This is a genomic window from Leptolyngbya sp. CALU 1928 (genome assembly GCF_056784215.1).
This window is the reverse complement of record NZ_JBXBCE010000001.1, coordinates 1,789,938-1,802,185: the sequence shown is the minus strand read 5'-3', so window position 1 is coordinate 1,802,185 and position 12,248 is coordinate 1,789,938. Positions and strand designations below refer to the sequence as shown.

The window sequence follows — 12,248 nt, the reverse complement described above, 5'->3', positions numbered from 1 at the left end:
GCCCCACCACTCCTCACCAACTACCAATCCCAATCTTGCAGTATTTTGCTTTTTCACCGATCGCTACCCGGAGAAAGCTAAACTCAACATCAGCCTTACTACCAATGATGTTGTCATGATGCAAACCTTATCTATTCGCGATCGCCAACGCTTGAATCTTGCGCCGTTGCAGGTGCCTGATCGCCTGTTGCTGGGACCCGGTCCTTCCAATGCTCATCCCGCCGTGCTTCACGCCATGAGCCTATCCCCCGTGGGTCATCTCGATCCAGCCTTCTTAGCACTCATGGGCGAAATTCAATCTCTGTTGCGCTATGTTTGGCAAACTGAAAATTCCTGCACCTTTGCCATCAGCGGCACGGGCACAGCGGCAATGGAAGCCACGATCGCCAATGCTGTGGAACCGGGAGATGTGGTGCTGGTCGGCGTGGCGGGTTATTTTGGCAATCGTCTGGTGGATATGGCAGGGCGCTATGGGGGCGATGTGCAAACGATCGCCAAACCCTGGGGACAGGTATTTAGCCTGGAAGAATTGCGATCGGCAATGGAAACCCATCGTCCAGCGATTCTTGCCCTTGTCCATGCTGAAACCTCCACGGGAGCACGTCAGCCCATGGAAGGCGTGGGCGATTTGTGCCGTGAGTATGGTTGCCTGCTGCTGATTGATACGGTTACTAGTTTGGGCGGAGTGCCGATTTTTCTGGATGAGTGGGGCGTGGATCTTGCCTATAGTTGTAGCCAGAAAGGGCTGGGCTGTTCGCCCGGAGCATCGCCGTTTACCATGAGCGATCGCGCCCTAGAAAAGCTGGCGCAACGCAAAACTAAGGTTGCCAACTGGTATCTGGATGCCAATTTGCTGGGTAAATATTGGGGGGCGGAGCATGTCTACCATCACACTGCGCCGATCAACCTGTATTACGGACTGCGGGAAGCACTGCGACTGGTTGCCGAAGAAGGGCTGGCGGCGTGTTGGCAGCGACACCAAACGAATGTGGAATACCTCTGGCAGCAATTAGCAGCGATCGGGCTATCTCTGCATGTTGAGAAAGAATTTCGTTTACCCACCTTGACCACCGTTTGCATTCCCGCTGGTATGGATGGCAAAGCGATCGCCCGTCAACTGCTAACCGACCACAACATCGAAATCGGCGGCGGCTTAGGCGAACTGGCAGGCAAAGTGTGGCGCGTCGGCTTAATGGGCTATAACAGCAAACCCGAAAGCTGCGATCGCCTAGTTGCTGCCCTCAAACAACTTTTGTAAGGCATATTCGGAGATTGCGTTACCCTGCGGGAAGCAAGCTATGGCTTCGTTTAACCGCCTACTTGGAGAGCATTCAGCGAAGTCAAAACGCGACCTGCGACAGTAAAACTTATGGCTCTAGTTCTGACTCGTCCAATTTTGCAAGGGCTACTTTGACGCACGCCCGAACATTTTGCCAATCATGCTCTGATAGCTGCCCAACATAAACCAAGTTAGCAGCAGGCGGCAACGTCACAATAAAACTCCGAAAAACAGACGCAGCCCGTAAACCTGCTGCTTGCCAATCTTGAAGGATGTAATCGGTTACCCCTAAAGCAGTCGTCTGAGTTGTAATCAGCCCAACTATTACATCAGGGCGATTTGCATGATAGGTTGCCGAAGACAAAATGACAGCAGGACGACGTTTAATCCCTGTGACACCGGGAAAATCAACAGTAACGACATCACCTGGATTAAAGGTCACTCGGCTAACTCCTAGCTCTCAGGGTAACCCGTTGCCGCATATTGCAAGGAGAAGGTCACTAAATCAAGTTGATCTTGCTCTGTCCATGCATCACTTTGATCAATAACATCAGCATTATGCTGTACTAAATCATTGAGAATCAGCGTTGCCAAGCGTAGCCGCTCTGCGGGTGGCAACGCACGAATCACTTGGGTATAAATCTCTTGGATTGTGTTTGGCATAGAGAATTCTCCTCCCTTCGTCTTACTTTAAACGCCAAGCCAGAAATTCACGTCAGTTCATATCACTGATCAATCAAAAGCTCGGCTCCTACTTGTGGCGAATGAATTCATAGATTTCTAGGTAATCTTTGGTGGGATGATTCCAGGAATAATCGTAGTTCATCCCTTGCACAATTAGCTTTTGGAACTCGTCGGGGTATTTTTCCCATAGCCCGATCGCCCGATCCATCGCGGATTCTAACGCTGAGTCGTCAGTTTGATAAAATACATAGCCATTGCGCTCTTCGGGCAAATGGGTTTCGTCATAATCGCGATCGAACACCGTATTCACCAAGCCGCCCACCCCCCGGACAATCGGCACAGTGCCATATTTAAAGCCGATCATTTGGGTTAGCCCACAGGGTTCAAAGTTGCTCGGCACCACAATTAAGTCGGCTCCAGCATAGATTAGATGGGAGAGTTCTTCGTTAAAGCCCAGTTCCAAATGCACATTGGGATTGTCGTTGAGAAAGCGTTTTTCGTGCCAAAACCATTGATTGATGCCGGGTTCCGTCGCAGAGCCGAGCAGAATAAACTGAGCATTGCGCTGAAGAGCATAGTACATGGCGTGGTGAACCAGATGCATTCCTTTCTGGTCATCTAAGCGCCCAATATAGGCAATTAAGGGCTTGTTTTCCACTTCAAGCCAGAGGCGCTCTTGCAAGGCTTTTTTATTCGCAGCTTTGCCCGTTAGGTCGTCTTTGCTGTAGTGAGCAGAAAGGTAGCGATCGCTCTCCGGATTCCAAAACTCATCATCAATCCCGTTGAGAATGCCGGTAAATTTATGCTGGTGAAGATGCAGCGTATGCCCCAAGCCATAGCCCAATTCGCCATGATGCGCTTCCCAGGCATGATGGGGTGAAACCGTAGTCACAAAGTTGGAGTAAACGATGCCGCCCTTCATAAAATTCAGGACAAACGGATTGAAGTTATCGCGTAGGCGATCGTATTCAAAATAATAGGCTTCATTATTCAACCCCGTCGCTGCAAGCATCTCCGCACCCACAATGCCCTGATGCTTAAAATTGTGGATAGTATAGCAAACCCGCTGGTTCGTCATCCCGTGCCACTTATAAATTTCGTATAGCAAGACTGGAACCAGCCCAGTTTGCCAATCGTGGCAATGGAGGATATCGGGTCGCTTGTTAGTTCTCAACAAAAACTCCAGTGCTGCCTTGCTAAAAAAGGCAAATCGCATGTTGTCATCTTTGCAGCCGTAATAGGTGCCCCGATTGAAAAAATTATCTTCTGATTGAGGCTCAATAAAAAAGCACAGTTGCCCATGCACCCAGCCGCAGTGAACCGTGCAGCGAATCACGCCCTCATACCAAGGCACTAATAAATCTTGATAGGCTTCGTGCAATCCCCAAATATGGTCGTACCGCATACAGTCATACTTGGGCAAAATAATTTCTACGGTATGACCTTGTAGGGTTAGCTCTCGGCTCAACCCATAAACCACATCGCCCAAGCCTCCGGCTTTTACTACAGGGGCACACTCAGCGGCAATCTGGACGATGTACATGCTTATTCCTCAATCAATCGAATCGCTGTTTCTAACTGCACAAAAGTATATAGTTCTAGGCGAAACTCGTACAGTGATAATTAAAGGCAACTTACCATTCTAGCCGCAATCGCAAAATAGCCTTGGGATGGACTCCATTATCAGCTAAAGATGGCTTGCGCGGCATCACAGTCTGCTTTAATTTGGGCTTTCAACGCATCCAGTGACTCAAACTTTTGTTCAGGGCGAAGAAATTGCTCGAGACTAACGGAAAGAATCTGCCCGTATAAATTGCCTGACCAGTTGAGTAGATGCACTTCGGCGACTAGGTGAGTGCCGTTTACTGTCGGTCGGTAGCCCAAGTTCATCACCCCTATCTCATAGGCTGTAACGGGTTGGGGACGAATTGACAAGTCAGCGCCTACGCGATCGCTCTTTTCGCACCACTGCACTCGCACAGCGTAGACTCCTAGGCGAGGCAGGCACTTTTCGGGTGGAAGCTCCAGGTTAGCCGTGGGAAAGCCTAGGGTATTGCCAAGCTGTTGACCTTTGATAACGGTTCCGACCAGCGTATAAGGGCGACCCAGAAGGTAATTGGCAAGGGCAATATCTCCGGCTTGCAAGGCTGCACGAATGGCAGAACTGCTGATCCGTTTTTCGTCAAGCAGTTTTAGGGAGGTAATTATCACCTCAATGCCTTCGGCAGCCGCTATCGCCTGGAGTTCCTGCGCGGTTCCTGCCCGGTTTCGCCCAAATCGAAAATCTGAACCGATGCTGATTTGGCGCACCTGCAATTGTTCTACCAAAATCTCGTGGACAAACTGCGCTGGAGTGAGTATCGCTAGCTGCTGATCAAACGGCAGTAACACGAGTTGCTTGACTCCCATTGCGTCTAGCTGAACTGCTTTTTCGGCTAGAGGAGTCAGCAATTTGCGCGGCTGACCCGAAAAAAATTCTTGAGGATGAGGATGAAAGGTAACAACCGTTGGATAAACCGGAGAGGCGATCTGGCTGTCAATCCCACTTTCAATCTCACTGCAATTTACCAAAACAGGCTGAATGACCTGCCGATGCCCCTGATGGACACCATCAAAATTTCCAAGGGCAACCGCAGTAGGAGTAAGAACCGTAGCGATCGATGAAGTAATCCACACGCTTGACATTCTGACACACAACGCATCCTCTGGTTAGACGGAAACCTGGATTTCTTTCAATGGCTTCATCCCATTTGAGGAAGCAGGGGGTGGTACAATTTGCAGCGGAACGCCTTCCCTTGCGAGAATGCTATTGGGAAATGCCTTGGCAACATCCTTCCCTATCTGGTCTAAAAAGTCATCATCGTGCAAGGGATCATGATGAAAGATAACCAGTTTCTTCACATTCGCGGCTTTGGCAACTTTGACTGCTTCTTGCCAAGTGGAGTGCCCCCAGCCAACTTTACTAGACTGCTTTGAATAATATTCGTCATCGGTATAAGTGGCATCGTAGATCAGTACATCTACATTTTTTGCCAGCTTCAGCACATTTTCATCCAGGTGATCTGCGTAGTGTTCCGTGTCGGTGACATAAGCCGCCGCGTGCCCCTGCCAGTTGACTCGATAGCCCAGTGCTTGCCCCGGATGGTTTAAGAGTGCCGTTTCTACCAGCACTTCATTGCCCACAGGCACCGATTGCCCAATCTCCAAATCTCTAAACTGTAGATCAGCACCCATCACTTGCAGTGGAACTGGGAAGTTAGGATGCCGCATTTGATCATTCAGGCGCTTTTCGATAGTGGAGCCATCAGGCGCGATCGCAGCGTGAATATGAAAACGGTTACCCGGCACAAATGCAGGTAGGAAAAAAGGAAATCCTTGAATGTGATCCCAATGAGAATGGGTAAAAAATAGATGTGCCTCTAATGGCATTTCAGGTAAGAGCGCTCTTCCCAAAACTCGAATCCCTGTACCACCATCGAAAATTAATCGTTTACCGCCCACTTGCATCTCCACGCAGGGAGTGTTTCCTCCATATCGCACCGTGCTTGCTCCCGGACAGGAAATACTCCCTCGGACTCCCCAAAAGTTGATGACAAAACGATCTAACGCGCTGGACATGGATATCTCTCGGTGAACTTCGATAGGGGTTCTCAAGTGAACACTGCTTGGCAAACGGTGAACCTTATTTAATCCGTTCACGGATAGGCAGCAATATCCGAAAATACTCTATATACGCAGCTTTACGGAAATTCGTCATTTTGACAGTGATCTGGATCGGTCATTGAAGTGATTAGAAACACATTCAGTTTTCCTGAGGTAACTCCAAAAAGCTTTAAGTCCTATAGTTCTATCAATCCTTGTACTTAAAGTACCCAGATGAACAACAATGCAAACGTTTCAGGTGTCGTTATTTGTTCCTCTTAATCTTATTTCTCTTTGTTGAAAAGTGCGCTTTCACAGATCTTTAAGATTAATGAATGATTCAGCTAAGTTATCCAGCAGCGACCTTTTCAGATTCCTCCGTTCAGCGTGGTGAGCCTGAGCGTTAACATCGCTCAACTGATTAAGGGCGCATAGGAAGAAAGTTCTTTTGCCCAATCTTTTAGATTTTCTAGACCTTGCGAGGCAGTTAGATTGTATTGCAGTGGCGTGATTGTGATGTAGTTTTGCCGATTCGCCTGAACATCGGTAGGAAACACTGCTGCAAGATCCGATGAGTCTTCTACCTCTTCCAGCACTTCTCCTGCCAGCCAATAGTAGGTTCTGCCGCGCGGATCGATCCGCTTTTCAAATACATCAATATAGCGGCGCAAGCCTTGGCGAGTGATAGCCACTCCGACGAGCGCCTCTGCTTTGACCGCAGGCACATTCACATTCAGCAACATTAAGGGTGGAATGGGCTGTTTTTCGAGCTTAGCAACTAGCGATCGCGCAAAATTTGCGGCGGGCACAAAATCTTGAGCGGCGAAACTGGTTAAGCTAAACGCCACGCTCGGAATCCCCTCAATCACGCCTTCCATTGCCGCAGATACGGTGCCCGAATACAACACATCAGTGCCCAAGTTAGCCCCATGATTAATCCCGGATAGCACTAAGTCGGGTTTCTCGTCCAGCAGTGCCCAAAGCGCCAGCTTAACGCAATCTGAGGGGGTTCCAGAACATGCCCAGGCTTTGATGGCAGGATGAAACCCTGATTCCACTCGATCCGCGCGAATGGGCTGGTGTAGCGTGAGTCCGTGCCCCGTTGCCGATCGCTCGCGATCAGGGCAGACCACAAAAACCTCGTGTCCAGCTTCTGCCAGCGTGTTCGCCAGCGATCGAATGCCCAAAGAAAAAATGCCGTCATCATTACTGATCAATAGTTTCATTGCCTGCCGCCTTTGGATGGTTGCCTATGCCCATTGTCCATTAGAGTCCTGCACAAATCAGCTATCGTCGTCGGGCTTTGCTAACCATTTTGCGGGAAAGGCGCAGGGTTAAGTCCTCCGCTTTTGCCCAGTCTTGCAGCAGGCGAAAAAACAGTTGGCTATCTTCAGCTTTAAGGACAGCCGTTTGATCAGCCGTTTCGATCACATAAGGATAGCCGCCGCCAATAATCACTTCGCCCCGCACCCAGTCTAAAATTTGCTCTAGCCGCCCCGCATCATAAATCCATTGGGGTAGCTCTAGGCGAACGGGTAAGCCGTCGTGGGCTTTGAGGTAGGTAAAGCTGATCTGATTGGCGATCGCGGTCGGGTAATCCTGCAAAACACCAGAGCGCCGACAGGAAAACAACGGCGTGCGATCGCCCCACTGCATCAAGGTGCCCAGCAGAGGCGCATCGTGAATCGAAGGGGCATCGGGCAGGTTAAACACCCGTTGCAGCATGACTGTCAAATCCCGTGCATAGCTGGTGTCAATATAGCCAACCAGGGGCACTTGATAGTGTTTGCTTGCCTGTAGTAGCTTCACAACGGATTTCACATAAAAATCTCGCGTAGCCGGATCAAACGTGTCTGCAAAACTCACCACCAAGGAGCCATCAAAGAACGCAAGACAGGTGCGATCGCCGGCTCGGTCTTCCATATATTGAATTAGGCGCTCCACTTCCATTTGAAATCGGCGCATATTCACCTGCTGATTCAGCATATCGCCGCTGCTATTTGCTTTCAGATCTGCGGGAGTCATCACATCCACGGCAACATCTTTTTCATAGCGGCTATCGGCAGAATGGAAGTTTTCAAACCAGCCAATTTGAATCAGCGCGATCGGAATTGAAATATCTTTGCCCGGATAAATTTGGGAACCATCCACGGCAAAAGTGGCAATGTCTGTCAGGCGATCACGCACCCAAGCATGGCTATCTTCGCGGCTTTGCCAGAGCAGCCCAAAAGATTTTACCCAATTTTCATCATTTTCTAGGGGTTCTAAGGGTTCCGCTCCGCGATCGCTGGGGGCACAGTCGCTCAGATCCGTTCGGATCACTTCTGCTGGCATTTGGGACGCTTTTGCCAGCGCCCTGCGATATTTCTGAAAAGCTTGCTGCGCGGTGTAATCAAACCGTTCAAAATCGGCTCGTTTTTCTTGAAGCAGTGATAATATTTTGGAGGACTTGAGAGGCATAGGGGAGGAATAGAAGGGTCTGTTCTATCAAAGAAATAGGTTGAAAACCCCGTCGCTTGACGAAGACTTTTCTTGTTCCTGAATATATCGCTTTACCCCTTCTAACGGCGCACCGCAGACCGATGAAACAAAGTAGCTAGGAGTCCATAAAGCGTCCTTGCAACAAGGTTCTTTGCATCCAGCCGCCCCTATCGGCGGCTGGATAGCTCTTTTAAGGCGTTCACCATCTGAGAAATCGAAAGCTTAGGTGGATACTCAATCGAAACCTGAACCAAAATATCGGCATTAATTTGGGCATCAAGATCTTTGCCTTTATGAGCAATTATGAGCAATGGCGAGAAGGCTGAGAGTCCTGATTACTCAAAGCTAGACCGCAAAATTCGTAAGCTTCAAAGGGGGCACGACAAATTAAAGGCTCTAACAGACGGCACTAAACCCGGCAGAAGATTGCCAAAACTCATCGTCGAGTTAGCCGATACTCTTCTCTAGGAGAGGGACTTAGGGTGAAGGCAATTAGGAACGTCGCACATCGCGTTCCAGACCTGCCGAACTTTAAGCCCATTATAAATTTTCAAGTCGTTCGTGAATCCTTAGTAAAGCCCATTCCCATCAGTAGTCACCTCACAAACCCGCTGACTATGATCGCATTTAATCCTGCCTTAACTAAGTAATTCTAATGATGATTTATTCTGATCCCGTTTTGAAGCCATGGCAGGTGCGCTTAGGGATTAATTCACACTTTTTTAGGTTGGACACCCCACCCCACAAACACAATGAATGATCGAAGGTTAGCTAAAAGCTCGTTTTCTCAAGAGATCAATGAACCATGGACGAGTGACATAGCAACTCGATGGGCACCCAAAATCATCCTATTGGGCATGATCTTGATTGTTGTTGCAACGCTTTATCCATTCAAGTTCATGTTTACGGGTAGTTCACCGATTCAAGAAATTATCCGACGTTTTAGAACCCCCTCAGGACTATTAGATGTTCTTGCCAACATTGTGCTGTTTGCGCCGCTTGGTTTTGGATTGGGTAGTGCGATCGCAAAACGCCCCTTCAAACCGATAACTAAGCTGTTAGCAGTCTTGCTGGTGTGCGGTGTAATGTCGCTTGGGATTGAGTTGCTACAAGCTTTTTTGCCCGGTCGTAAGCCAACTCCGCTAGATGTGGTTTCTAATGCAGTGGGCGGTGGGGTTGGCTATCTTTGTTTTGAATATTTTGGATTCTGGGTCTATCGCGGTGCAACGCTGCTGCTGGATATTAGCCGCCAAATTTTCGCCAAATTTTCGCTGAAGCAGTTGGTGATTGGGCTAGTTGCCTATGCAGTTTTGGCTGGTGCAGTAGTGTTTGCTTGGCAGGGTAATAGTTTGCAGGGATGGAGCCTAACCTATCCGCTGTCGCTGGGCACCAACTATTCGTCTTACCATCCAGTGTTTCAGAAAACGCTGGATACGTCTTGGGATGGCACTATTTCTGATGTCGTGTTGGGCGATCGCGCGTTATCGCAACCTCAAGTAAAACAGTTTTTTGCAGACTCGCAGGCGTTTATCACCCGCAATAACTCCGTGCTAGCCGCCTATTCTTTAAGAGGCGAACAAGGAACCCAAGATAGCACTGGGAATGCCCCGTCCCTTTCCTGGCAAGGAAAAGCCCCCGATGCCCTTTCAGAAAATGGGGCAACTCTATCCGCACAAAGCTGGCTAAAAACTACTGAGCCAGTGCCATCTATCAGTCAGCGGATTCAGCAAAGTTCGCAGTTCACCCTGAGCGCAACAATCGCCGCGACAGATCTGTCCGCAGCGTTACCAGGCTTTAAACAGATCATTGCGATCGCCCCGCCATCGGGTCAAGGAAATTTGATGATAGGGCAAGCGCAATCTGGACTCACCATCCTGCTGGATGCGGCTAGAAGCAGCGCAGCCAAACGCATACCGCAGCAGACCCTTCTAAATGTTTTTACCGATACTCAGCCCCATCGCCTTTTGGTGACCTATTCTGGCTTTGTTATCCGGATTTATCTAGACAGTGTTGAACGCCGCTATCTAATTGACCTGACTCCGAACCGCTATCAGATTGTGCTGTATCTGCTGCTTTTGGTTCCCTTAGGGTTTTTGATTGGGTTAATTGCCAATCGATTGAAACATCGGCGATCGCTCTATCTGATGGTGATTGGTGGCGGCACTGTGCTGCCCTCGTTGATCTTAGAAGGCTTTTTGGCAAATGAGGGCGATCGCCCCATTCGTGCCGCCAACGTACTGCTTGGAATCCTGATGTTAGGCGGAACCATCCTCGCCTCTAAAAGAAGCCTCTTTAAACCTATGAAGCCTACGACTCTGGCTAAGCTTCTCTAACCTGACAAAGCGCTAAATTGACGTTGATGAGTGATCAGCGCGACTGTCGAGTGGATCGGGTTGAGTGTGAACCGCTAACCGATCCAGCAATGTAGCGCTTGCCTCATTTAGCCCAATCAGTTCGACCTCTGACCCATAACGACGAAATTTAATCACCACTTTATCGATCGCCGCCACTGCCGACTGATCCCAAATGTGCGCCTGAGTCAGGTCAATCACCACGAACTCCAAATTTTCATGAAAATTAAACGCATCCAGGAAATCATTCACGGAAACGAAAAATAACTGTCCTGCAATGCTATAGGTTCGTTGGGTTCCATCAGGACTCAACCGCGTATCGACAAACAGAACTTTGGCAATCTTGCGTGAGAATAAGACGGTGCTGAGCGCAACCCCAATTCCCACCCCGATCGCTAGGTTATGAGTCACAATTGTGATGACTACTGTGGTGACCATGACCACCGTTTCACTGCGAGGAATGCGTTTGATATCCCGCAGGGATGACCAGTTCATCGTGCTAATGGAAACCATGATCATGACGGCAACCAGCGAAGCCATAGGAATCTGCTTAACCCAATCCCCCAACACCAAAATAAAGAACAGCAGGAAAACACCCGCCGATAGCGTGGAAAGGCGTTTTCGTCCGCCTGACTGGAAGTTAATCATCGATTGCCCAATTAGGGCGCAGCCTGCCATTCCGCCAAAGAAGCCCGTGACGATATTGGCAATGCCTTGCCCCCTCGCTTCTCGATTTTTGTCGCTGGGCGTATCGGTGAGTTCATCCAACAGCGCAGCAGTTAACAACGACTCCAGCAAGCCGACGATCGCCAATGTCATCGCGTAGGGAAAAATAATTTGCAGCGTCTCCAGATTAAACGGCACATTGGGCAGCACAAAAAAGGGAAGAACCGTGGGCAACTTTCCCATATCACCCACCGTTGGCACATCAATCTTGCCTAAAATGGATGCCGCCGTCAGCAGCACGATCGCCACTAAGGGCGAGGGAATAGCGGTTGTAAACCTCGGCAAAATATAAATAATCGCCAGCCCGATCGCCACCATTGGGTACACGGCTAGGGGCACATTGATCAGTTGGGGCAGTTGTGCCATAAAAATTAGGACGGCGAGGGCATTCACAAAGCCACTCATCACTGCATTCGGAATGTATTTCATCTGGCGACTCAGTTTGCCAACCCCAAAGAGAATCTGCAAAATCCCGGTCAAAATTGTGGCGGCAAACAAATATTGCAGCCCGTGATTTTTTACCAAAGTAATCATCAGCAGGGACATTGAACCCGTTGCGGCTGAAATCAATCCAGGTCGCCCACCGACAAAGGCGGTCACCACCGCAATACAAAACGAGGCATACAGCCCAACGGTGGGGTCTACACCTGCAATGATGGAAAAGGCGATCGACTCTGGAATCAGCGCTAGCGCCACCACGGTGCCCGCCACAATGTCTTTTTGAGTGTTAGAAAACCACTCTCGCTTGAAAGTCGTTCCGTTCAATTTTTTTCCTACCATCGTCATCAAATATAGAATTACCAGGGGTTTAGCAGACGTACTTTTCTCACTGGTATAACAGTTGGAAAACGCAACAGCCATCCGTACCCGCGATCGATAAATTCGTTCCAACCGCGAGGAAGGGGATTCCCTTATAAATACTTAAGTGAATTCACTAAACGGTTAAAACCCCAGCAATAAAGGGATTGAGAGTCAATTTGGCACGTAATTTCACAACGGATTGGCAGATGATATTGCTTTAAATAAGATGCAGCATTGTACCTAACGATACCAATTGATTCAGGGTACGTTGAGTGGAGCGTTTC

12 protein-coding genes are annotated in these 12,248 nt (G+C 49.1%); 2 read left to right on the top strand and 10 right to left on the bottom strand.

Features of this window, described 5'->3' with window-relative positions; genetic code table 11:
• Positions 1 to 115: 115 nt before the first annotated feature.
• Positions 116 to 1,258, top strand: a complete 1,143-nt coding sequence (locus AC1S5B_RS08385; RefSeq protein ID WP_482035220.1) for an alanine--glyoxylate aminotransferase family protein — start codon at positions 116 to 118, stop codon at positions 1,256 to 1,258.
• A 109-nt stretch (positions 1,259 to 1,367) separates the two neighbouring features.
• On the opposite strand, the gene AC1S5B_RS08380 is transcribed toward AC1S5B_RS08385, so the two are convergent.
• From AC1S5B_RS08380 to AC1S5B_RS08340, 9 genes are all read right to left on the bottom strand, one after another.
• Positions 1,368 to 1,721: a type II toxin-antitoxin system PemK/MazF family toxin gene (locus AC1S5B_RS08380; RefSeq protein WP_482035219.1), complete on the bottom strand. Its 354-nt coding sequence runs from the start codon at positions 1,719 to 1,721 to the stop codon at positions 1,368 to 1,370.
• Positions 1,722 to 1,732: 11 nt separating this feature from the next.
• Positions 1,733 to 1,942 carry a hypothetical protein gene (locus AC1S5B_RS08375; RefSeq protein ID WP_482035218.1) on the bottom strand — a complete coding sequence of 70 codons (210 nt, stop codon included), beginning with the start codon at positions 1,940 to 1,942 and terminating at the stop codon, positions 1,733 to 1,735.
• A gap of 88 nt (positions 1,943 to 2,030) precedes the next feature.
• Positions 2,031 to 3,506, bottom strand: a complete 1,476-nt coding sequence (gene glgA / locus AC1S5B_RS08370) for a glycogen synthase GlgA (RefSeq protein WP_482035217.1) — start codon at positions 3,504 to 3,506, stop codon at positions 2,031 to 2,033.
• A gap of 140 nt (positions 3,507 to 3,646) precedes the next feature.
• Positions 3,647 to 4,648 carry a bifunctional riboflavin kinase/FAD synthetase gene (locus AC1S5B_RS08365; protein ID WP_482035216.1) on the bottom strand — a complete coding sequence of 334 codons (1,002 nt, stop codon included), beginning with the start codon at positions 4,646 to 4,648 and terminating at the stop codon, positions 3,647 to 3,649.
• Positions 4,649 to 4,672: 24 nt separating this feature from the next.
• Positions 4,673 to 5,581, bottom strand: coding sequence for an MBL fold metallo-hydrolase (locus tag AC1S5B_RS08360; protein ID WP_482035215.1), 909 nt, complete (start codon positions 5,579 to 5,581; stop codon positions 4,673 to 4,675).
• Positions 5,582 to 6,018: 437 nt separating this feature from the next.
• Positions 6,019 to 6,831, bottom strand: coding sequence for a 5'/3'-nucleotidase SurE (gene surE / locus AC1S5B_RS08355; protein WP_482035214.1), 813 nt, complete (start codon positions 6,829 to 6,831; stop codon positions 6,019 to 6,021).
• Positions 6,832 to 6,892: 61 nt separating this feature from the next.
• Positions 6,893 to 8,065, bottom strand: a complete 1,173-nt coding sequence (locus AC1S5B_RS08350; RefSeq protein ID WP_482035213.1) for a DNA double-strand break repair nuclease NurA — start codon at positions 8,063 to 8,065, stop codon at positions 6,893 to 6,895.
• Between the two features lie 27 nt (positions 8,066 to 8,092).
• The gene (locus tag AC1S5B_RS08345; RefSeq protein WP_482036609.1) at positions 8,093 to 8,257 is read right to left on the bottom strand and encodes a transposase; all 165 of its coding nucleotides are present in this window, start codon (positions 8,255 to 8,257) and stop codon (positions 8,093 to 8,095) included.
• Positions 8,254 to 8,397, bottom strand: coding sequence for a hypothetical protein (locus AC1S5B_RS08340; RefSeq protein ID WP_482035212.1), 144 nt, complete (start codon positions 8,395 to 8,397; stop codon positions 8,254 to 8,256). The genes AC1S5B_RS08345 and AC1S5B_RS08340 overlap by 4 nt, the downstream gene beginning before the upstream one ends.
• A 441-nt stretch (positions 8,398 to 8,838) precedes the next feature.
• Between AC1S5B_RS08340 and AC1S5B_RS08335 the strand changes: the two genes are divergently transcribed.
• Entirely contained in the window at positions 8,839 to 10,419 is a 1,581-nt protein-coding gene (locus AC1S5B_RS08335) for a VanZ family protein (RefSeq protein ID WP_482035211.1), read from the top strand.
• Between the two features lie 12 nt (positions 10,420 to 10,431).
• Here the strand turns inward: AC1S5B_RS08335 and AC1S5B_RS08330 are convergent, their stop codons facing one another.
• Entirely contained in the window at positions 10,432 to 12,054 is a 1,623-nt protein-coding gene (locus AC1S5B_RS08330; protein ID WP_482035210.1) for a SulP family inorganic anion transporter, read from the bottom strand.
• Between the last annotated feature and the right edge of the window lie 194 nt (positions 12,055 to 12,248).

Coding starts and splice junctions, on each gene's coding strand:
- AC1S5B_RS08385 (WP_482035220.1), top strand. CDS start 116: ATGATGCAAACCTTATCTATTCGCGATCGCCAACGCTTGAATCTTGCG.
- AC1S5B_RS08375 (WP_482035218.1), bottom strand. CDS start 1,942: ATGCCAAACACAATCCAAGAGATTTATACCCAAGTGATTCGTGCGTTG.
- glgA (WP_482035217.1), bottom strand. CDS start 3,506: ATGTACATCGTCCAGATTGCCGCTGAGTGTGCCCCTGTAGTAAAAGCC.
- AC1S5B_RS08365 (WP_482035216.1), bottom strand. CDS start 4,648: ATGTCAAGCGTGTGGATTACTTCATCGATCGCTACGGTTCTTACTCCT.
- AC1S5B_RS08360 (WP_482035215.1), bottom strand. CDS start 5,581: ATGTCCAGCGCGTTAGATCGTTTTGTCATCAACTTTTGGGGAGTCCGA.
- surE (WP_482035214.1), bottom strand. CDS start 6,831: ATGAAACTATTGATCAGTAATGATGACGGCATTTTTTCTTTGGGCATT.
- AC1S5B_RS08350 (WP_482035213.1), bottom strand. CDS start 8,065: ATGCCTCTCAAGTCCTCCAAAATATTATCACTGCTTCAAGAAAAACGA.
- AC1S5B_RS08335 (WP_482035211.1), top strand. CDS start 8,839: ATGAATGATCGAAGGTTAGCTAAAAGCTCGTTTTCTCAAGAGATCAAT.